The organism is Pseudomonas sp. Hz4, from assembly GCF_054898165.1.
Genome location: NZ_CM142719.1, coordinates 1,174,760 through 1,195,613, shown reverse-complemented (window position 1 = coordinate 1,195,613; position 20,854 = coordinate 1,174,760). Strand labels below are relative to the sequence as shown.

At 60.5% G+C, this 20,854-nt stretch carries 17 protein-coding genes; 6 read left to right on the top strand and 11 right to left on the bottom strand.

Annotated features, from left to right (window positions below):
• Positions 1-16 precede the first annotated feature (16 nt).
• From tldD to mreB, 8 genes are all read right to left on the bottom strand, one after another.
• Positions 17-1,459 (bottom strand): metalloprotease TldD, encoded by a 1,443-nt coding sequence (gene tldD, locus ACYZTR_RS05270; RefSeq protein ID WP_033058018.1) that lies wholly within the window; start codon positions 1,457-1,459, stop codon positions 17-19.
• A gap of 12 nt (positions 1,460-1,471) precedes the next feature.
• Entirely contained in the window at positions 1,472-2,326 is an 855-nt protein-coding gene (locus tag ACYZTR_RS05265) for a carbon-nitrogen hydrolase family protein (protein WP_461977004.1), read from the bottom strand.
• 127 nt (positions 2,327-2,453) lie between these two features.
• Positions 2,454-6,257, bottom strand: coding sequence for a YhdP family protein (locus ACYZTR_RS05260; protein WP_461977002.1), 3,804 nt, complete (start codon positions 6,255-6,257; stop codon positions 2,454-2,456).
• A 75-nt stretch (positions 6,258-6,332) separates the two neighbouring features.
• Positions 6,333-7,790: a ribonuclease G gene (gene rng / locus ACYZTR_RS05255; RefSeq protein ID WP_461977000.1), complete on the bottom strand. Its 1,458-nt coding sequence runs from the start codon at positions 7,788-7,790 to the stop codon at positions 6,333-6,335.
• A gap of 57 nt (positions 7,791-7,847) precedes the next feature.
• The gene (locus ACYZTR_RS05250; RefSeq protein WP_461976998.1) at positions 7,848-8,444 is read right to left on the bottom strand and encodes a Maf family protein; all 597 of its coding nucleotides are present in this window, start codon (positions 8,442-8,444) and stop codon (positions 7,848-7,850) included.
• A gap of 43 nt (positions 8,445-8,487) precedes the next feature.
• Positions 8,488-8,979 carry a rod shape-determining protein MreD gene (gene mreD / locus ACYZTR_RS05245; RefSeq protein WP_046045842.1) on the bottom strand — a complete coding sequence of 164 codons (492 nt, stop codon included), beginning with the start codon at positions 8,977-8,979 and terminating at the stop codon, positions 8,488-8,490.
• A complete protein-coding gene (gene mreC, locus ACYZTR_RS05240) occupies positions 8,979-10,136 on the bottom strand; it encodes a rod shape-determining protein MreC (RefSeq protein ID WP_461979590.1) in 1,158 nt (385 codons plus the stop codon). Before mreC ends, mreD begins: the two co-directional genes overlap by 1 nt.
• 142 nt (positions 10,137-10,278) lie before the next feature.
• Entirely contained in the window at positions 10,279-11,316 is a 1,038-nt protein-coding gene (mreB, locus tag ACYZTR_RS05235) for a rod shape-determining protein MreB (RefSeq protein WP_002555108.1), read from the bottom strand.
• Between the two features lie 210 nt (positions 11,317-11,526).
• Between mreB and gatC the strand changes: the two genes are divergently transcribed.
• The 6 genes from gatC to ACYZTR_RS05205 all read left to right on the top strand — a co-directional run bounded on the left by gatC (position 11,527) and on the right by ACYZTR_RS05205 (position 16,730).
• Positions 11,527-11,814 carry an Asp-tRNA(Asn)/Glu-tRNA(Gln) amidotransferase subunit GatC gene (gatC, locus tag ACYZTR_RS05230; protein WP_007901429.1) on the top strand — a complete coding sequence of 96 codons (288 nt, stop codon included), beginning with the start codon at positions 11,527-11,529 and terminating at the stop codon, positions 11,812-11,814.
• A 16-nt stretch (positions 11,815-11,830) separates the two neighbouring features.
• Complete coding sequence (gene gatA / locus ACYZTR_RS05225) at positions 11,831-13,282, top strand: Asp-tRNA(Asn)/Glu-tRNA(Gln) amidotransferase subunit GatA (protein ID WP_461976995.1); 1,452 nt, start codon at positions 11,831-11,833, stop codon at positions 13,280-13,282.
• Positions 13,283-13,292: 10 nt separating this feature from the next.
• Complete coding sequence (gene gatB, locus ACYZTR_RS05220) at positions 13,293-14,738, top strand: Asp-tRNA(Asn)/Glu-tRNA(Gln) amidotransferase subunit GatB (RefSeq protein ID WP_461976993.1); 1,446 nt, start codon at positions 13,293-13,295, stop codon at positions 14,736-14,738.
• A gap of 128 nt (positions 14,739-14,866) precedes the next feature.
• Positions 14,867-15,241: a septal ring lytic transglycosylase RlpA family protein gene (locus tag ACYZTR_RS05215; RefSeq protein ID WP_461976991.1), complete on the top strand. Its 375-nt coding sequence runs from the start codon at positions 14,867-14,869 to the stop codon at positions 15,239-15,241.
• A 50-nt stretch (positions 15,242-15,291) separates the two neighbouring features.
• Positions 15,292-16,353, top strand: coding sequence for a calcium/sodium antiporter (locus tag ACYZTR_RS05210; RefSeq protein WP_461976990.1), 1,062 nt, complete (start codon positions 15,292-15,294; stop codon positions 16,351-16,353).
• A complete protein-coding gene (locus ACYZTR_RS05205) occupies positions 16,350-16,730 on the top strand; it encodes a carboxymuconolactone decarboxylase family protein (protein ID WP_461976988.1) in 381 nt (126 codons plus the stop codon). Before ACYZTR_RS05210 ends, ACYZTR_RS05205 begins: the two co-directional genes overlap by 4 nt.
• Here ACYZTR_RS05205 and ACYZTR_RS05200 read toward each other — a convergent pair.
• From ACYZTR_RS05200 to ACYZTR_RS05190, 3 genes are all read right to left on the bottom strand, one after another.
• Complete coding sequence (locus tag ACYZTR_RS05200) at positions 16,727-17,668, bottom strand: AEC family transporter (protein ID WP_461976986.1); 942 nt, start codon at positions 17,666-17,668, stop codon at positions 16,727-16,729. The genes ACYZTR_RS05205 and ACYZTR_RS05200 overlap by 4 nt on opposite strands.
• Positions 17,669-17,854: 186 nt before the next feature.
• Entirely contained in the window at positions 17,855-19,408 is a 1,554-nt protein-coding gene (gene garD / locus ACYZTR_RS05195) for a galactarate dehydratase (RefSeq protein ID WP_461976984.1), read from the bottom strand.
• 11 nt (positions 19,409-19,419) lie between these two features.
• Complete coding sequence (locus ACYZTR_RS05190; RefSeq protein ID WP_461979588.1) at positions 19,420-20,787, bottom strand: MFS transporter; 1,368 nt, start codon at positions 20,785-20,787, stop codon at positions 19,420-19,422.
• Positions 20,788-20,854 lie beyond the last annotated feature (67 nt).

The following is a 20,854-nucleotide window of genomic DNA, read 5'->3' as shown; positions in this document are numbered from 1 at the left end:
CCCGAAGCTCCATTTCTCAAGATCCTGTGCCACCCACAGTGATCGCATCAATTTTCAGGGTTGGCTGGCCGACACCCACCGGCACCGACTGCCCATCCTTGCCACACGTCCCCACGCCGCTGTCCAGCGCCAGATCGTTACCGACCATCGACACCTTGCTCATGGCTTCCGGGCCGTTGCCGATCAACGTCGCGCCTTTGACCGGGGCAGTAATTTTGCCGTCTTCGATCAAGTACGCCTCGCTGGTGGAGAACACGAACTTGCCGCTGGTGATGTCGACCTGACCGCCGCCAAGGTTGGCGCAGTAGATGCCCCTCTTCACCGAGGCGATGATTTCTGCCGGGTCGCTTTCGCCTGCCAGCATGTAGGTGTTGGTCATGCGCGGCATCGGCAGGTGCGCATAGGATTCGCGACGGCCGTTACCGGTACGGGCTACGCCCATCAGGCGGGCGTTGAGCTTGTCCTGCATGTAGCCTTTGAGTACGCCGTTTTCGATCAGCGTGGTGCACTCCGTCGGCGTGCCTTCATCATCGACGCTCAGGGAACCGCGACGACCGGCCAGCGTGCCGTCATCGACGATGGTGCAAAGCTTGGACGCAACCATCTCGCCCATGCGCCCGCTATAAGCCGAACTGCCCTTACGGTTGAAGTCGCCTTCCAGGCCGTGGCCGACCGCTTCGTGCAGCAACACGCCGGACCAGCCCGAACCCAGCACCACCGGTAATGTACCGGCCGGCGCAGGGATGGCTTCGAGGTTGACCAGAGCCTGACGCAACGCTTCACGGGCATAGCCCATGGCGCGGTCGTCGCTGAGGAAATAGCGGTAATCGGTACGACCGCCACCGCCATGACCGCCGCGCTCACGGCGACCGTTCTGCTCGACGATCACGCTGACATTGAAGCGCACCAACGGCCGTACATCGGCGGCCAGGCCGCCATCAGTGGAAGCCACGAGGATTCGCTCCCAGACGCCGGCCATGCTCACGGTGACTTGCTGGATACGCGGATCGAGGGCGCGAGTCGCGACGTCGATGCGTTTGAGCAATTCGACTTTCTCGGCACGGGTCATCACTTCCAGTGGGTTGTCCGGCCCATACAACTGGGCGACATCCTGAGTGGTGAATGCTTGCACCGTGCCGTTCTGCCCGGCGCGGGAGATCGAACGCGCAGCACGGGCCGCAGCGCCAAGGGCTTCGAGGGTAATGGCGTTGCTGTAGGCAAATCCGGTTTTCTCACCCGATTGCGCTCGCACACCGACACCTTGGTCGAGGTTGAAGCTGCCTTCCTTGACGATCCCGTCTTCCAGCGCCCAGGACTCGGAGATCTGCCCCTGGAAATACAGGTCGGCGGCATCGATGCCAGGGCCGGCCAAATCGCCGAGCACACCTTGCAGGCTCTCGATCGTTACGCCGCCGGGCGCCAGGAGGTGTTCACTGACTGAGGACAACAACTCGCTCATATGCTTTACGCCTTAAATTCGTCGTTCTGAGGCAGGTCGCTTGGCGCCCTGCGAGAAAAAGCGCCGGTGACTGGACACCGGCATCCGCGCCCGGATGGACGCCTGTTCGCTGCTATCGCGTTCGGCCAGCAGCACGGCCTCGCTTTGGTCCCGTTGCGCCAACACACGTCCCCACGGGTCAATGATTGCCGCATGACCCCAGGTTTCTCGCGGCCCCGGATGGCTTCCACCCTGAGCGGCCGCGAGCACATAACATTGAGTCTCGATGGCCCGCGCGCGAATCAATACATCCCAATGCGCCGCGCCGGTCACCGCGGTAAAAGCCGACGGCGCGGTAATCAACTCCGCACCGGCAGCGCGTAATTCGCTGTACAGCTCCGGGAAACGCAGGTCGTAACACACGCTCAGCCCGACTCGACCGACGGGCGTGTCCGCCACCACCACCCCACTGCCATAAGCATAGTCATCGGATTCGCGATAACGCCCGCGATTGTCCGCCACATCGACGTCGAAGAGATGCAGCTTGTCATACCGTGCAACGGTTTCGCCGTGGTCATCCACCAGCAGCGAGCAGGCATGCACCTTCGCCATCGGCTGGTCTACCGGCGGTAACGGCAACGTGCCGGCCACTATCCATAACTTGAGGTCGCGGGCGGTCTGTTTCAACCATGGCAGGATCGGACCTTCGCCCGACGCCTCGGCGCGGCCGATGTCGCCAATGTCGCGACGGCCCATGGCGGCGTAGTTTTCCGGCAGGACGGCGAGCTGCGCACCACCGGCCGCGGCCTGCTCAAGCAGACGACGGGCCTGGGCCAGATTGGCCAGCACATCGCTCTGGCTGACCATTTGAATCACCGCAAAAGACATGGCCTTTCCTTACTTGAAATCTGTACACCGACCTGTGCAGCCTTCGGCAGCTGCTACAGGGGACCTGCGCCGCTATGCAGGTTCATGCTACTCCATCGGCCCCGGGCGTGGCTTTTCAAAAAACGAGTCAAAAAGGCTTGTCGAAGGTGATTTTCGGCTCTTTCCACGGCCCCTTGACGGTGTATTTGACGCTCGCGAAACGCGCTACGCGGTCACCGATCAGCTTGTCGATCAGGAACAGCGCGCCACCGATAGCCGGTGCGCCGACAATCAGCGCAGCAATCGGCAGGTTATTGGTCACAGGCAAGGTCACCAGCAACTTAGCATCGACCTTATCGCCCACCAGGTCCAAGGTGCCATCGAGCTCAATATTGCTCGATGGACCGGTCATCAGGATCGGCTCACGCGTCACGTATACGCCGTTGGTCGCGACCAGCAGGCCTTTGACCCGGTCGTAACTCAAGCCTTTGCCGAACAGGTCGGAGAAGTCCAGGCGCAGCCGCCGGCCGATGGAATTGAAGTTCAGCAAGCCAAACACTCGCAATGCCTGGGCGCCGCCCTCTATTTCAACAAACTGGCCTTTGTTCAGCGAAGCATCGAGGGTTCCGGAGAAGCGCTTGGTGGCCAGCCAGGCCGGCGAACCGGGCCAGCGACCATCTACATCCATATGAAAGTCTTCACTGGTGACACTCGGCGCAAAGCCCCAGCCCTTCAGCACATCGGCGAGATTCTTGCCGCTGATCCGGCCCTTGTACCAACTGCTGCTGGAACCGGGCGTGCCCTCCCAACCGCCGCTGCCCTGCAAGAGAATGCCCTTGAGGCCCAGATCCAGTGTGTTAAGCGCAATGCCCTTGGCGGTCGGACGGACTTTCAGATACCAGGCCCCGACGAGGTCCTTCCCCTGGAACAGCTGATTGATGGTGATATCCAGCGCCGGAATCTTCGTCGGATCCACCGAGGCCAGCGGATCCGTCGAGTTTTCGTCGGCCAGGACCGTCGGGGCGGGCGCCGGCAAACGCACGTATTGCAGATTGATCGCAATCGGCGCGGCTTTCGCATCGGGGAGGCTGGCGCCGCCCTTGACCTGCTGACTGTCGAGTTGCAGGGCCCACGCGGCAGGTTTGCGGTTCAACTGTACGGAAACCTGATCGAGCGTGGTACCGATACCGCTGAGTTTGCCGACCTTGAAGTCCGCGCTGCTGAGCAACTGTTTGGCGCTGCCGCCCGGATCCTGGCCAGCATACTTGTCCACCAGATCCTTCCACGGGCCGACATCCAGTTCCGACAGCACACCTCGCACTCGCAAGCCCTTGGCGCCGGGCAACACAGCATTGCCGCCCCCCAGGAACAACTCGCCACGACCGTCGGCAAAATTGCCGGTCGGTGCCGCAAACGTGAAGCTTGCCAAATCACCGTACCTGACCCAGTAGCGTCGCTCCGGCCCCTGCAGGGTCATGCGGAACGTGGTGTCGCGGCCCACATCGGCAGCCAAGCCGAACGGCGCCGGCAAATCGATTGCTACGCCCTTGAGGCTGGAGTTGACCATCAATTGACTGTCGGCACCATCAAGGTTCAGCTGCAACTGATAAGGGATGACACCGGCCACCGGCAACGGCTGCGTAACGCTCAGCCAATCAGTAAGTTTCTTGACCTCGACCTGACCCGAAGCGGTGACGCGAGTCTTGAGGTTGCCGGGGCTGCCATCGGCGTAAATCTGTGCGGTGACAGGTTTATCGAAGGCGCGTGCGGTGATGTTTTTCCCGCTCAACCCCTTGGTGCTGTCGAAACGGAAATCGCCCTTGAGCTGAGTCAGCTCCAAGGTTGGCTCGGCCAGTTTCAGACGGGCTTTGGCGGTCTTGAAGTCGACGAGGATCTTCGGTTGCTCGCCTTTGGCCAGCGCAATATCCAGTTTCAGCTTGCCCTGCAGATCGCCCTCACCTTCCCAACCGGCAAAGGTAGCTGCGGTACCGATTGGCGCCTCTTGGAGAATCTTCAGTCCATCGCCCAGCCCGCCGGCGAATCCACCGTCGAGGAACAGGTGGACGTTTTGCCCCGCAGGCACATGGGGAATATTGACGTAAATGTCGCTGACCTGGGTATTGAGCAACTGGCCCTTGCTGGCCAGTACCCGCACGCCGCTGTCTTCAACAAACACGTCACCCGTAACCTTGCTGACAGGTGGCCAGCCTGGCTGGAAAGCCAGTTCGGCATCGTGAACCTTGAAGAACAGGCTGATGCTGCGGGCAGTCTCGGCGGCACCGTGGTTCAGCGAACCCTGGTACTGGAAGAACCCTTCGTCCACCGCACCTTTGAGAATGGCCGTACGCAGCCATTCGTCCAGCGCCGGGCTGAGCATTTGCGGCAGGTACTTGGCGGTGTATCGACCGTCGCCGTCCACCAGACCGACCCGCAGGTCCATGTAGTCTTCCTGGGTGTGATCGAAATGCAGGCGGATCAGAAAGTCGCCGGCAATCTTACCTTCTTCACCGAGTACCTTCAGGTACGGCGCGATCAAGGTGAAGGCGTCTTTGTCGAGCGTCCAGGTCAGCCGGGCATTGGCCTGAATGTACTGCCATGGCTTGGCGAAGATCGGGTCCAGGTGCAAGGAAAAATCCTTGCTGTCCATGCGCAGCTCGCCACCGCCCAGATCACCGCTGATGCTGCCACTGACATTTCGCACCGCCGGAGCGCCGTGATAGGCATCGAAGCCGACCCGATCCAGGTTGGCGGCAAAGCCGAACTTGCTGTTGTCGGTGGCATTGGGCCGGAAGTCGATCAGAACGTTGCGCAGGCCACCTGTTACTTTGAGTCGCTCGACGGCCGTGGCAACGCCTTCGGGCAGCGGCCCCAAGGCATTCAGTAACGGTGTGATCGGGGTGAGGTCGAGGCGATCGGCTTGCAGATGCCAAAGCTCTTCAATCTTGTCGGTAGCCGCGCTTTGTTTGAGTTGCAGATGCGTTTCCCAGCGGGTATCGCCGAGGTTCATGGCCAGGGAATCCAGGGTCACCAGGACGCCTTCGGCACCGCGCTGGAAATAGCCGTTGAGCGCCAGATTATGGATCTGGATCGGCTTGCGCTCGGCGTAGGCACCTTTGAGTTGCGGCGCGTTCAAGCGTATCGCACCACTTTGCAGGGCGCCTTTGCCCCAGCTCACCCAGAGCTCGCCACCGGCCTTGATCTCGGAGAAATTCCATTGCTGGGTCAGGCGCTCAGGCAACCATTTCGACCAGTCGCTTTGCGGCAGGCTCAGATAGGCATCCGCTTCACCGTCCTTCCACTCGCTGGCGCGTAGACGGGTGCGCACACTCATGGCCACCGGTTGGCCGTCGGGCAGGGTCAGGCGAACGTCGAGTCGCTGACGCGACGCGCCGGTTTTCAGATTCAGACCGACGTAAGTCAGGGTCAGGGGCTGCTCTTGCAGAGGCTGCAAAGTGACCTGGCTATCGAGCACCGACAGCCGCTGAACCATTTGCATGCGGTTGAGCAATTTTTCAGGATCCAGCGGCTGATCCTGCTGCACCGGCAAACCTTCAAGTGCCCAATGGCCGTCCTCGCCTTCTTTGAGGCTGATCTTCAGGCCGCTGAGTTCCAGGTGAGCGATGCGCACCTCGCGAGCCAGCAGGCTGGCCCACAGGTCCGGCACCACGCGAACCTGATCCAGACGCAGGGCATTGGCGCCCTCGCCGACCATGACATCGTGAGCCAGCATCATCGGCGCAAAGCCGCTCCAGTTGCCTTCAAGTTCACCGATACTCAGCGGCATGCCCAAGGCCGCACTGGCTTTGGCTTCGACTTCGGCACTGTATTCAGCCACCAGCGGCGTCAGCTCTCGGCCGAGGCTGACGTATAACGCCATCAACACCAATACCAACGCGCACAGGCCCAGACCCCAACGGGTCAAAGCGGCCAAAATGCGTGTCAGACGTTCCATGTCAGTTGGCTCCCATGGCAAAAATACTGCAAAAAGCTGAAGCCAGCCGTTCTAGTAGGGGTGGAATACAGCGAATCAGAGCAGCACCACGTCGTATTGCTCCTGGGAATACATGGTTTCCACCTGGAACCGAATGGTGCGCCCGATAAAACCTTCGAGCTCGGCGACATTGCCCGATTCTTCATCGAGCAGGCGGTCGACCACTTTCTGGTTTGCCAATACACGATAGCCTTCCGCCTGATAGGCGCGAGCCTCTCGGAGGATTTCGCGGAAAATCTCGTAGCAAACGGTTTCCGGCGTCTTGAGCTTGCCGCGACCCTGACAGCTGCTGCACGGCTCGCACAGCACTTGTTCGAGACTTTCGCGGGTGCGCTTGCGAGTCATCTGCACCAGGCCCAACTCGGTGATGCCGATGATGTTGGTCTTGGCGTGATCGCGCTCCAGTTGCTTCTCGAGTGTGCGCAGCACCTGACGCTGGTGTTCTTCATCTTCCATGTCGATGAAATCGATGATGATGATCCCGCCCAGGTTGCGCAGGCGCAGCTGACGAGCGATGGCGGTTGCCGCTTCGAGGTTGGTCTTGAAGATGGTTTCTTCGAGGTTGCGATGACCGACGAATGCCCCGGTGTTGACGTCGATGGTGCTCATGGCTTCTGCCGGATCGACCACCAGATAACCGCCGGACTTCAGCGGGACTTTGCGTTCCAGGGCTTTCTGGATTTCGTCTTCGACGCCGTACAGGTCGAAGATCGGCCGTTCACCCGGGTAATGCTCAAGACGATCAGCGATTTCCGGCATCAGTTCGGCGACAAAATGTGTGGTTTTCTGAAAGGTTTCCCGGGAATCGATCCGGATCTTCTCGATCTTCGGGCTCACCAGGTCACGCAAGGTGCGCAGCGCCAGGCCGAGATCTTCGTAGATCACACTGGGTGCGCCGATGGTTTTGATCTGTTCGTTGATCTGATCCCAGAGACGGCGCAGGTAGCGGATATCCATGAGGATTTCATCGGCGCCAGCACCTTCGGCGGCGGTTCGCAGGATGAAGCCTCCGTCCTCTTTGATGCCTTCTTTGGCCACGCAATCGGTGACCACTTGCTTGAGTCGATCGCGCTCGGCTTCGTCTTCGATCTTCAACGAAATACCGACGTGCGCAGTGCGCGGCATGTACACCAGATAACGCGACGGAATCGACAGCTGAGTCGTCAGGCGTGCGCCTTTGGAGCCAATCGGGTCCTTGGTGACTTGCACCACCAGGCTCTGGCCTTCGTGAACCAGAGCGCTGATGCTCTCCACCGCAGAGCCTTCGCGCAGGGAAATTTCCGAGGCATGAATGAACGCGGCGCGGTCCAGACCGATGTCGACGAATGCCGCCTGCATGCCCGGCAATACCCGCACGATCTTGCCTTTGTAGATGTTGCCGACGATCCCGCGTTTTTGCGTGCGCTCGACGTGGACCTCTTGCAGGACACCGTTTTCAACCACCGCCACGCGCGATTCCATCGGCGTGATGTTGATCAGGATCTCTTCACTCATGGCAGGGTCTCGTTCAGGCATGTTCACGATAATGGCCGCATCTTGTCAGTACGACGCTCAACGCGCGTTAAGGGTTTGCCAACAGGGTATGCCGAAATGGCCGAGCAGCTCAGCGGTTTCGCACAGCGGCAACCCGACCACCGCCGAGTAACTGCCATTGAGCCCGGCGACAAACACTGCGCCGAGCCCTTGAATGCCGTAGCCGCCGGCCTTGTCCTGCGGCTCGCCGCTGGCCCAGTAGGCCATCGCTTCATCACGACTGATGTTGCGAAAACGCACCAGACTGCGCACGACCCGAGACTCGCAACGCTCACCCTCTCGCACCGCTATCGCCGTCAGGACTTCATGTTCACACCCGGACAACATCATAAGCATGGCGCACGCTTGCGCTTCATCAACCGGTTTGCCGAGAATTTTCCCGTCCAGCACCACGGCGGTATCGGCGCCCAGCACGCAAAAATCTGCGCCGGACACGACAATCCCGCGTCCGGCCTCGGCTTTGCCGCGCGCCAGACGCTCGACATAGGCCGACGGGGATTCATCTTTTAAAGGGGTTTCATCGATGTCCGCACTGATGGCGCAGAACGGCACGCCGATCTGCGTGAGCAGTTCACGCCGACGCGGCGAGCCTGAGGCGAGGTAGAGCTGTTTCATCCAGACATCTCCCTGTCTAGTGCGGGCAAAATGCCTGACCGAATTAATTGATTTTGTAGCGTCGACGCAAACCGCGCAAACCGTAGCTGATCCACGGCCACAGCAATGCACTGACCAGGGCCGGCAAGACCAGCGCCAGCGTCGGCTGACGGTTGCCGGTCAGGGCGCTGAGCCACAACTGAACAAGCTGCGCGAGGCCGAAGATCACCAGGATCACCAGGCTCTGTTGCCACATCGGGAACATGCGCAGGCGCTGTTGCAGCGCCAGCACCAGATACGTGATCAGCGTCAGGATCAACGCGTTCTGACCCAGCAGCGTGCCATAAAGCACGTCTTCGGCCAGGCCCAGGCACCACGCGGTGACCATCCCGACTTTCTGCGGCATGGCCAACGCCCAGAACGCCAGCAACAGGGCCAGCCACAGCGGACGGAGGATTTCCATGAATTGCGGCAGCGGCGAAACGCTGAGCAGCATGCCGATGGCGAAGGTCAGCCAGACGATCCAGCCGTTTCGGGATGCAGTAGCACCAACCATTATTCTCGTCCCCCAGTGGTAGCCGGCGCAGAGACAGGCGGTTTGGCAGCAGGCTTCACGGCAGCGGGTTGCAGGGCCGGCGGTTTGGCAACCGCAGGTTGCGTCGCGGGCGGCTTACTGGCGGCAGGTTTCGCTGCAACAGGATGAGTTGCCGCAGAATTGGCCGGGGTTGCGGCAGCCGGGGCAGTCGTCGGCGCAACCGGTGTCGTGGGCGCAGCAACAGCAGCCGGGACGATGGCAGGTTTTGGCACGGTCGCTGGAATGATTGGCCCGCCACCGTGGTGGTCCAGAGCCTCTTGCGCCTGGGCGGCGTCATTGGCGCGCTCTTCGGCTGTGCGGCCGTCGGTGAACACCAGCAGCAGGTAACGGCTGCGGTTCAAGGCGGCGGTCGGCACGGCACGCACAATGGCGAACGGCTGACCGGAATCGTGAATCACTTCCTTGACCGTCGCCACCGGGTAACCCGCCGGGAACCGCTGACCCAGACCGGAGCTGACCAGCAGATCGCCCTCTTTAATGTCGGCGGTATCGGCGACATGACGCAGTTCCAGGCGTTCCGGGTTGCCGGTGCCGCTGGCAATCGCCCGCAGGCCGTTGCGGTTCACCTGCACCGGAATGCTGTGAGTAGTGTCGGTCAGCAGCAGCACACGAGAGGTGTACGGCATCAACTCGACCACCTGACCCATCAGGCCGCGGGCATCGAGTACCGGCTGACCAAGGACCACACCGTCACGCTCACCTTTGTTGATGATGATGCGATGGGTGAAGGGGTTGGGGTCCATGCCGATCAACTCGGCCACTTCGACCTTCTCGTTGACCAGTGCCGAGGAGTTGAGCAACTCGCGCAGCCGAACGTTCTGCTCGGTGAGGGCGGCAAGCTTTTGCATGCGGCCCTGCAACAGCAGGTTTTCGGTTTTGAGTTTTTCGTTTTCGGCGACGAGCTCGGTTCGGCTGCCAAATTGGCTGGACACACCCTGCCATAGCCGCTGCGGCAGGTCGGTGATCCAGTAGGACTGCATCAGCACCAGCGACATTTGGCTACGCACTGGCTTGAACAGTGTGAAGCGGGCATCGACCACCATCAGCGCGACCGATAGCACGACCAGCACCAACAAGCGCACGCCCAGTGAAGGCCCTTTGGTGAAAAGCGGTTTAATAAGCCGCTCCTCCCAGGCAAATGTTCTCGTTATTCATACGGCATCAAACCGGCCTGGATGCAGACTGACAGAAGATAAACGCCAACAGGCAGCACTGCAAAGTGCTGCCTGTGCGCCAACAGCATAGAGGCAAACCAACGACTTATTCGCTGGAGAGCAGGTCCATGGTGTGTTTATCCATCATTTCCAATGCACGGCCACCACCGCGAGCAACGCAGGTCAGCGGGTCTTCGGCAACGATCACCGGCAGACCGGTTTCCTGGGCCAGCAACTTGTCGAGGTCACGCAGCAAGGCGCCACCACCGGTCAGCACCAGACCACGCTCGGCGATATCGGAAGCCAATTCCGGAGGCGATTGCTCCAGCGCACTTTTCACAGCCTGAACGATGGTGGCCAGGGACTCTTGCAGAGCTTCCAGCACTTCATTGGAGTTCAGGGTGAATGCGCGTGGAACGCCTTCGGCCAGGTTACGGCCACGAACGTCGACTTCGCGAACTTCGCCGCCCGGGTAGGCCGTACCGATTTCCTGCTTGATGCGCTCGGCAGTGGATTCGCCGATCAGGCTGCCGTAGTTGCGACGCACGTAAGTGATGATCGCTTCGTCGAAGCGGTCGCCGCCAACCCGTACGGACTCGGCGTAAACCACACCATTCAGGGAGATCAGCGCGATTTCAGTGGTACCACCACCGATATCGACAACCATCGAGCCGCGAGCTTCTTCAACCGGCAAGCCGGCACCGATCGCAGCAGCCATTGGCTCTTCGATCAGGAACACTTCACGGGCACCGGCACCGAGGGCCGATTCACGGATGGCACGACGCTCAACCTGGGTGGATTTGCACGGAACGCAGATCAACACACGAGGGCTAGGCTGCAGGAAGCTGTTTTCATGAACCTTGTTGATAAAGTACTGCAGCATCTTTTCGCAAACGCTGAAGTCGGCGATCACGCCGTCCTTCATCGGACGAATGGCAGCAATGTTGCCCGGCGTACGGCCGAGCATGCGCTTGGCCTCGGTGCCGACAGCAACAACACTTTTCTGGTTACCGTGTGTCCGAATAGCCACAACCGAGGGCTCATTCAGGACGATACCGCGCTCGCGCACGTAAATAAGGGTGTTGGCAGTGCCCAGGTCAATGGAAAGATCGCTGGAAAACATGCCACGCAGTTTCTTGAACATGGGAAAGGGACCCTAGGCAACGCGTGGGTAAAAAAGTGCGGCAAACTCTAACAACGACAGGGATTTTGGGCAAGGCGCCAATATGTTAAATTGGCCGCTTTTCTGTGCACCAACCCCCACAATCGCGGCCTTATGACCGTAGAAATGCGGTAGTGTTCCGACAATCTAACACACGGACGCCGTCCGTTCTGTTTTCCACTGGAGATTCCCATGGCGCTTGAACGCTCCGACGTGGAAAAAATCGCTCATCTGGCCTGCCTTGGCCTCAATGATGCCGATCTTCCACACATCACTTCGGCCCTGAACAGCATTCTCGGGCTGGTTGACGAAATGCAGGCGGTCAATACCGACGGTATCGAGCCGCTCGCCCACCCACTGGAAGCCAGCCAGCGCCTGCGTGCAGACGTCGTGACCGAGACCAATCATCGCGAGGCGTATCAGTCCATCGCACCAGCGGTCGAAAACGGCCTGTACCTGGTTCCGAAAGTCATCGACTAAAGGGAAAGAGCCTGCAATGCATCAATTGACTCTGGCCGAGATCGCCCGCGGACTCGCCGATAAAAAGTTTTCTTCCGAAGAGCTGACCAAAACCCTGCTGGCGCGTATTGCTCAGCTCGATCCGCAGCTCAACAGTTTTATCAGCCTCACCGAAGACCTGGCGCTCCAGCAGGCGAAAGCCGCTGACGCACGCCGCGCCAAGGGTGAGAGCGGCGCCCTGCTCGGCGCGCCGATCGCGCACAAAGACCTGTTTTGCACCCAAGGCATCCGCACCAGCTGCGGTTCGAAGATGCTCGACAACTTTAAAGCACCGTACGACGCCACTGTCGTTGCCAAGCTGGCCGCGGCCGGGGCCGTAACCCTGGGCAAGACCAACATGGACGAATTCGCCATGGGTTCGGCCAACGAGTCGAGCTACTACGGCCCGGTGAAAAACCCGTGGAACCTGGAACACGTACCGGGCGGTTCGTCCGGCGGTTCGGCGGCTGCGGTTGCCGCGCGCCTGCTGCCTGCGGCCACCGGTACTGACACGGGCGGCTCGATCCGACAGCCCGCCGCACTGACCAACCTCACCGGCCTGAAACCGACGTACGGTCGCGTTTCGCGCTGGGGCATGATTGCCTACGCCTCCAGCCTCGATCAGGGCGGCCCTCTGGCCCGCACCGCCGAAGACTGCGCGATCCTGCTGCAAGGCATGGCCGGTTTCGACCCGCAAGACTCCACCAGCATCGACGAGCCCGTGCCTGATTACAGCGCCGGCCTCAACGGTTCGCTGCAAGGCCTGCGCATCGGCGTGCCGAAGGAATACTTCAGCGCCGGCCTGGACCCGCGTATCGCCGACTTGGTCATGGCCAGTGTCGAAGAGCTGAAAAAACTCGGCGCCGTGGTCAAGGAAATCAGCCTGCCGAACATGCAGCACGCAATCCCTGCGTACTACGTGATCGCGCCGGCAGAAGCCTCTTCCAACCTGTCGCGTTTCGACGGCGTGCGCTTCGGCCATCGCTGCGAAGATCCGAAGAATCTGGAAGACCTGTACAAGCGCTCCCGTGGCGAAGGTTTCGGCCCGGAAGTGCAGCGCCGGATCATGGTCGGTGCCTATGCGTTGTCGGCCGGTTACTACGACGCCTACTACCTGAAGGCCCAAAAGATTCGTCGCTTGATCAAGAACGACTTCATGGCAGCCTTTAATGAGGTCGACATCATCCTCGGCCCAACCACGCCGAACCCGGCCTGGAAGCTTGGCGCCAAGAACAGCGACCCGGTTGCTGCTTACCTGGAAGACGTCTACACCATCACCGCCAACCTCGCCGGCCTGCCGGGCTTGTCCATGCCTGCTGGTTTTGTCGATGGCTTGCCGGTCGGCGTGCAACTGCTCGCCCCGTATTTCCAGGAAGGCCGCTTGCTCAACGTTGCGCACCAGTATCAGCTCAGCACTGACTGGCACACTCGCACCCCAACCGGCTTCTGAGGAGAAACACATGCAATGGGAAGTCGTGATCGGGCTGGAGATTCACACCCAGCTCACCACCCGGTCGAAAATCTTTTCCGGTAGCTCCACCACGTTTGGTTCCGAGCCGAACACCCAGGCCAGCCTGGTTGACCTCGGCATGCCTGGCGTATTGCCGGTGCTGAACCAGGAAGCGGTGCGCATGGCGGTGATGTTCGGTCTGGCGATTGATGCCGAGATCGGCCAGCACAACGTGTTCGCCCGTAAAAACTATTTCTACCCGGACCTGCCGAAGGGCTACCAGATCAGCCAGATGGAATTGCCGATTGTTGGCAAGGGTCACCTGGACATCGCCATGGACGACGGCACGATCAAACGTGTCGGCGTCACCCGTGCGCACCTGGAAGAAGATGCCGGTAAAAGCCTGCACGAAGAGTTCACCGGCGCCACCGGCATCGACCTGAACCGCGCTGGCACGCCGCTGCTGGAAATCGTTTCCGAGCCTGACATGCGCAGCGCCAAGGAAGCCGTGGCTTACGTCAAGACGGTCCACGCGCTGGTGCGTTACCTCGGCATCTGCGACGGCAACATGGCCGAAGGCTCGCTGCGTTGCGACTGCAACGTATCGATCCGTCCGAAGGGCCAGGTTGAATACGGCACGCGCTGCGAGATCAAGAACGTCAACTCGTTCCGCTTCATCGAGAAGGCGATCAACAGCGAAGTGCAGCGTCAGATCGAACTGATCGAAGACGGCGGCAAGGTGATCCAGCAAACCCGTCTGTACGATCCGAACAAGGACGAAACCCGTCCGATGCGTAGCAAAGAGGAAGCTAACGACTACCGCTACTTCCCCGATCCGGACTTGCTGCCGGTGGTCATCGAAGATTCGTTCCTCGACGACGTGCGCGCCACCCTGCCGGAATTGCCACCGCAGAAACGTGAGCGCTTCCAGGCGCAGTTTGGTCTGTCGGTCTACGACGCCAGCGTCCTGGCCACCAGCCGCGAGCAAGCCGATTACTTCGAGAAAGTCGTGAGCATCGGCGGCGACGCCAAGCTGGCGGCCAACTGGGTCATGGTTGAATTGGGCAGCCTGTTGAACAAACAGGGCCTGGACATCGATCAGTCGCCGGTCTCGGCCGAGCAATTGGGCGGCATGTTGCTGCGCATCACTGACAACACCATCTCCGGCAAAATCGCCAAGGTGGTCTTTGAAGCCATGGCCAACGGCGAAGGCAGTGCGGACGAGATCATCGACAAGCGCGGTCTGAAGCAAGTGACCGACACGGGCGCGATCTCTGCGGTGCTCGACGAGATGCTCGCGGCCAACGCCGAACAAGTTGAACAATACCGCGCGGCAGACGAAGCCAAACGCGGCAAAATGTTCGGCTTCTTCGTCGGCCAGGCCATGAAAGCCTCCAAAGGCAAGGCCAACCCGCAACAGGTCAACGAACTGCTGAAAAGCAAGCTCGAAGGCTAACCACAGTGATCGTTCCCACGCTCCCGCGTGGGAACGCCTCACTGGACGCTCTGCGTCCGCTTTTGTGACGCAGAGCGTCACGGGCTGCATTCCCACGCGGAGCGTGGGAACGATCATGGGAACACCTAATGAAGCGTCTACTGGGTGCCTGCGCCCTACTCTCTTTGCTGGCCGGTTGCGCCAGCACCGATGCCATCGATCCACACGGCTACAACAAGACCGGTGTTGCCTCGTATTACGGCGCCAAACACCAAGGCAAACGCACCGCCAGCGGCGAGCGTTTCAACAAGAATTCCCTGACCGCCGCCCACCCCCAGCTACCCTTTGGCACACGGGTGAAGGTCACCAATCTGAATAACGACAAATCCTGTGTAGTGCGTATCAACGATCGCGGGCCGCACACCCGTGGACGTCTGATCGATGTTTCACACGAGGCCGCCGAACAACTGGGTATGCTCAGAAGCGGCACCGCACGGGTTCGCGTGCAAGCCCTCGACGACTGACTGATGGAGCGCCGACCATTTTCGGACTTGCCGATTTACCCCTGATCAGCGTGATTGAATTGCTCAGCGGCTTGCTGTTGCTGATTGCCGGTGCCGAGCTGATGGTGCGCGCCGCCGTGCGCCTGGCCGCACGCTTGCATGTACGACCGCTGATTATCGGCCTGACCATCGTCGCCCTCGGCAGCAGCGCACCGCAGATGGCGGTCAGCCTGCAAGCCACCCTGGCGCAGAACGCCGACATCGCCGTCGGCAGCGTGATCGGCAGTAGCATCTTTAACATTCTCGTCACCCTCGGACTCTCGGCGATGATCATTCCGCTGCGGGTTTCACGGCAACTGGTGCGCCTGGATATTCCGCTGATGATCGGCGCCAGCCTGCTGGTGTTCGTATTGGCCTGGAACAAAGAACTGACTCGCGCCGACGGCGTGATGCTGCTGGCGGCACTGGTGCTGTATCTGGGCCTGCTACTGCGCCAGTCGCGGCACTCGGCCCGTCCGCAATCGACGACCCACGAAGTCCCGCAAGCACCCTGGATCAGCAGCTTGCTGATGATCGTCAGCGGATTGGCGATGCTGGTCTACGCCGGGCACTTGCTGTTGGGCGCGGCGGTTTCGGTCGCGACCGATCTCGGGCTGTCGGAACGCATCATCGGCCTGACCATCGTCGCTGTCAGTACCTCCCTGCCGGAACTGGCCACCTCGTTGATTGCCGCCTTGCGCGGTCAGCGCGACATCGCCGTGGGCAACGTGATCGGCAGCAACCTGTTCAACCTCTTGGGCGTGTTGGGCTTCACCGCGTTGATCGCGCCGTCGCCGCTGTCGGTATCGCCCAACGCCCTGGATTTCGACTTGCCGGTAATGCTCGGCGTCGCGGTGTTGTGCCTGCCGGTGTTCTATTCCGGTTACCGGGTGACCCGCGCCGAAGGTCTGATGTTTTTGGGTTTGTATCTGGCTTACGGTCTGCACGTGGTGTCGTTCACCACCGGCATGCCGCTGGCCGGCAAGCTTGAACACCTGATGCTGTTTTTTGCCCTGCCGGCGCTGCTGGCGTTTTTGCTGTTCACGTCGCTGCGCGCCTGGCGTCGCCAACACCACAAGAGTGAATTGCCATGACCGATGATAGAAAGCCTGGCGTTGAAGTACGCCGCCAAGTGATGGGCGACGCCTTCGTCGACCGCGCGCTGAGCAATGCCACCGAGTTCACTCAACCGCTGCAGGATTTCGTCAACGAGCACGCCTGGGGTAGCGTCTGGAACCGCGAAGGCCTGCCATTGAAAACCCGCAGCCTGATCACCCTCGCCGCGCTGACCGCATTGAAGTGCCCGCAGGAATTGAAAGGTCACGTGCGTGGTGCGCTGAACAATGGCTGCACCGTGGAAGAGATTCGCGAGGCGTTGCTGCATTGCGCGGTGTATGCCGGCGTGCCGGCGGCAATCGATGCGTTTCGGGCGGCGCAGGAAGTGATCGATAGCTACCAAAAAGCCGACTAGATCCACCCACCCCACTGCAACAGGAAGATCCCGATGTTGGTGGTGACCGCGGCCATCAACGTGGTGATCACGATGATCGCCGCCGCCAATTCATGGTTACCGTTAGCCTGACGAGCCATGACAAAACTGGCGGCGGCGGTCGGGCTGCCGAAGTACAGAAACAGAATGCCCAACTCCGCACCACGAAAGCCCCAGAGCCACGCACCCAGTGTCGCCAGCACCGGCAGGCCGATCATCTTCACCAGGCTTGAGCTCAGCGCCAGGTTGCCGCTTTTGCGCAATGCCGCCAGTGACAGCGTGCCGCCGATACAGATCAACGCCAATGGCAGGGTGGTTTGCGCCAGATATTGGCCGGACGTCTCCAGCCATCCCGGCAAGCTGATCTTGAAGTAGGCAAACGGCGCCGCCACCAACACGCTGATGATCAGCGGATTGACCATCACGCTTTTGCAGATGCTCCAAGGGTCGGACTTGATCACCGGGCTGTAAACCGCCAGCACAATGGTCGAGAGCGTGTTGTAAAGCAGGATCACCAACGCCGCGAGAATCGCCCCGAGGGAAATCCCGTAGTCGCCGTACATGCTCGCTGCCAGTGCGAGGCCGATCACCCCGTTGTTGCCGCGAAATGCGCCTTGGGTGTAAATCCCCCGGTCTACCCGCGGGCATTTCCAGATCGCCCAGCCCCAGGCGATGGCGAAACTCACCAGGGTGGCGAGCGAGAAATAAATCAGCAGTGCCGGTTGCAACGCGGCGTGCAGGTCGGCATGCAGGATGCCCAGAAACAGTAACGCCGGCATGGTGACGTTGAACACCAGGGCCGACGCAGTGTGGATAAAGTTGTCGTTGATCCAGTCGATGCGCTTGAGCAGCACACCCAGAAACAGCATGGCAAACACCGGCGCGGTGATGTTCAGGGTTTCGAGGAAGATAGCCAGCATGCCGGGGGTAACCTTGGGTGAGCGTCGTTAGGGGGCTAATGATAAGCCACCCAGTCCTCTGGCGTCTGGTCGAGCAGGCAATGGTCACCTGTGGCGAGGGAGCTTGCTCCCGCCTGGACTGCGCAGCAGTCCCTTCTTTTGGGGCCGCTTCGCGGCCCAGCGGGAGCAAGCTCCCTCGCCACAATCTCAGGTAATCGGCGCCGGGTTAAACAACGTAATGTCGTTATGCAGCTTGTGCTTCTCCGCCCACGTCTGCTGCTTCCCGCTGGCCACATCCAGGTAGTAGTGAAACAACTCCCAGCCGAGGTCTTCGATCGAGGCCCGCCCGGTCGCAATCCGCCCGGCATCGATGTCGATCAGGTCCGGCCAACGCTGCGCCAGCTCGGTCCGGGTCGACACCTTCACCACCGGCGCCATCGCCAGCCCATACGGCGTGCCACGTCCAGTGGTGAACACATGCAGGTTCATCCCTGCCGCCAATTGCAACGTCCCGCAGACAAAATCACTGGCCGGGGTCGCACAGAAGATCAGCCCTTTGTGCTTGAAACGCTCGCCAGGGCCAAGCACTCCATTGATCGCGCTGCTGCCGGATTTGACGATCGAGCCCAGGGACTTCTCGACAATGTTCGACAACCCGCCCTTCTTGTTCCCCGGCGTGGTGTTGGCGCTGCGATCCGCTTCGCCCTTGGCCAAGTAACGGTCGTACCAGTCCATTTCACGCACCAGTTCCTGAGCGATTTCCTCGGTTTGCGCACGGGACGTCAGCAGGTAAATGGCGTCGCGCACTTCGGTGACTTCGGAAAACATCACCGTCGCGCCCGCCCGCAGCAACAGGTCCGAGGCATAGCCCAGCGCCGGGTTGGCGGTGATGCCGGAAAACGCATCGCTGCCGCCGCACTGCATGCCGAGAATCAGCTCGGACGCCGGTACCGTTTCCCGGCGACGCTGATCGAGTTTCTTCAAACGGGTCTCGGCCAACGCCATGATCTGCTCGATCATTTCGGTGAAACCGTGACTTGAATCCTGCAAGCGGTACAGCCACGGATCGCTCAAATCCACCGAATTGTCGTTCTCGTGCATCACCTGGCCGGCCTGCAATTTCTCGCAGCCCAGGCTGATCACCAACGCTTCGCCACCCAGGTTCGGGTTACGCGCCAGGTTGCGCACGGTACGGATCGGGATGTACGCGTCAGTCGCGGTAATCGCCACGCCGCAGCCGTAGCTGTGGGTCAGCGCGACCACGTCATCGACGTTCGGGTACTTGGGCAGCAACTCGTCCTTGATGCGCTTGACCGCATGATCGAGTACGCCCGTGACGCACTGAACAGTCGTGGTAATCCCCAGAATGTTGCGCGTACCGACCGTACCGTCGGCGTTGCGAAAACCCTCGAACGTAAAGCCTTCCAGCGGTGCCTGTGCCGCCGGCACTTCGGTGGACAGCGGCAAGCTGTCCAGCGGTGGCGCGGTCGGCATGCGCAGTTGATCTTCCTTGACCCAGCTGCCGCGCGGAATCGGCTGCAACGCGTAGCCAATGGTCTGGCCATAACGAATCACCTGGCCTCCCTCGGGAATGTCTTCCAGGGTGACCTTGTGGCTCTGCGGCACGAAATCCACGGTGACCAGACCGTCCGGAAATTCGGTGCCGGCAGGCACGCCCTGGTCATTGACCACGATCACGACGTTGTCCCGCTCGTGCAGGCGGATGTAGCGCGGCGAGTCGGAATGTTCAATCAACTGCATGACGCCGCTCCTCAGGAATGCGCTTCAGATAATGTATGGTTCGTTTCAGGGCCACTGACTGGCGGCTCTTTGAGGACCACACGTTTGATCGGCCCCACGATCACCAGGTAGCTGAACACTGCGACCAGTGCGTTGCAGCCGACAAACACCAGCGCCCATTTGAACGAACCGGTGGAGCTGATGATGTAACCGATCACGATTGGCGTGGTGATGGAGGCGATGTTGCCGAAGGTGTTGAACAAACCACCGCTGAGACCGGCGATCTGCTTCGGCGACGTGTCAGACACTACCGCCCAACCCAGCGCGCCCACGCCTTTGCCGAAGAACGCCAGGGCCATGAAACCGACGACCATCCATTCAACATCGACATAGTTGCAGGCCACGATGCTGCTGGAGACCAGCAAGCCAGCAATGATCGGCGCCTTGCGGGCGAAGGTCAGGGAATGCCCTTTGCGCAGCAGGTAGTCGGAAATCACGCCGCCGAGCACACCACCGATAAAGCCGCAGATCGCCGGCAGCGAGGCAATGAAACCTGCCTTGAGGATGGTCATGCCGCGCTCTTGTACCAGGTACACCGGGAACCAGGTCAGGAAGAAGTAGGTGATGGCGTTGATGCAGTATTGGCCAAGGTACACGCCGAGCATCATGCGGTTGGTCAGCAGCTGGCGGATGTAGTCCCACTTCGGACCGTCGGCCTTGGCGCCTTTGCCTTTGTCCTGGTCCATGTCGACCATGCCGCCGTTGTCGGCGATGTGTTTGAACTCGGCCTCGTTGATCATCGGGTGTTGGCGCGGGCTGTGGATTACCTTCAGCCAGATCCCCGAAAAGATGATGCCGATCACGCCCATGACGATGAACACGTGCTGCCAGCCGAAGCTGTAGACGATCCAGCCCATCAGCGGCGCAAACAGCACCGTGGCGAAGTATTGCGCCGAGTTGAAAATCGCAGACGCCGTACCGCGTTCAGCCGTCGGGAACCAGGCTGCCACAATGCGCGCGTTACCGGGGAAGGATGGCGCTTCGGCCAGGCCCACCAGGAAGCGCAGCATGAACAGCGCAACCACCGCCGTGGACACGCCGAACTCACCGACATAGCCCTGCAACACGGTGAACAGCGACCAGGTGAAAATGCTTAACGCGTAGATTTTTTTCGAGCCGAAACGGTCCAGCAACCAGCCACCGGGAATTTGCCCGGCCACGTAGGCCCAACCGAATGCAGAGAAGATATAACCGAGGGTGACCGCGTCGATGCCGAGGTCTTTTTGCAGGCTGGAGCCCGCGATGGCGATAGTGGCCCGGTCGGCGTAGTTGATCGTGGTCACCAGGAAAAGCATGAGCAAAATCAAATAGCGGACGTGGGTCGGCTTGGTCGCTTGCATGTAGATGTACTCCCACTGATTATTTTTATGCGGGTAAAACATTCTTTGGTCTTGTGCCGCGCGAGGC

Excerpts from the sequence above, each read along its gene's own strand:
- tldD (WP_033058018.1), bottom strand. The coding sequence starts at position 1,459 with ATGAGCGAGTTGTTGTCCTCAGTCAGTGAACACCTCCTGGCGCCCGGC.
- ACYZTR_RS05265 (WP_461977004.1), bottom strand. The coding sequence starts at position 2,326 with ATGTCTTTTGCGGTGATTCAAATGGTCAGCCAGAGCGATGTGCTGGCC.
- ACYZTR_RS05260 (WP_461977002.1), bottom strand. The coding sequence starts at position 6,257 with ATGGAACGTCTGACACGCATTTTGGCCGCTTTGACCCGTTGGGGTCTG.
- rng (WP_461977000.1), bottom strand. The coding sequence starts at position 7,790 with ATGAGTGAAGAGATCCTGATCAACATCACGCCGATGGAATCGCGCGTG.
- ACYZTR_RS05250 (WP_461976998.1), bottom strand. The coding sequence starts at position 8,444 with ATGAAACAGCTCTACCTCGCCTCAGGCTCGCCGCGTCGGCGTGAACTG.
- mreD (WP_046045842.1), bottom strand. The coding sequence starts at position 8,979 with ATGGTTGGTGCTACTGCATCCCGAAACGGCTGGATCGTCTGGCTGACC.
- mreB (WP_002555108.1), bottom strand. The coding sequence starts at position 11,316 with ATGTTCAAGAAACTGCGTGGCATGTTTTCCAGCGATCTTTCCATTGAC.
- gatC (WP_007901429.1), top strand. The coding sequence starts at position 11,527 with ATGGCGCTTGAACGCTCCGACGTGGAAAAAATCGCTCATCTGGCCTGC.
- gatA (WP_461976995.1), top strand. The coding sequence starts at position 11,831 with ATGCATCAATTGACTCTGGCCGAGATCGCCCGCGGACTCGCCGATAAA.
- gatB (WP_461976993.1), top strand. The coding sequence starts at position 13,293 with ATGCAATGGGAAGTCGTGATCGGGCTGGAGATTCACACCCAGCTCACC.
- ACYZTR_RS05215 (WP_461976991.1), top strand. The coding sequence starts at position 14,867 with ATGAAGCGTCTACTGGGTGCCTGCGCCCTACTCTCTTTGCTGGCCGGT.
- ACYZTR_RS05205 (WP_461976988.1), top strand. The coding sequence starts at position 16,350 with ATGACCGATGATAGAAAGCCTGGCGTTGAAGTACGCCGCCAAGTGATG.
- ACYZTR_RS05200 (WP_461976986.1), bottom strand. The coding sequence starts at position 17,668 with ATGCTGGCTATCTTCCTCGAAACCCTGAACATCACCGCGCCGGTGTTT.
- garD (WP_461976984.1), bottom strand. The coding sequence starts at position 19,408 with ATGCAGTTGATTGAACATTCCGACTCGCCGCGCTACATCCGCCTGCAC.
- ACYZTR_RS05190 (WP_461979588.1), bottom strand. The coding sequence starts at position 20,787 with ATGCAAGCGACCAAGCCGACCCACGTCCGCTATTTGATTTTGCTCATG.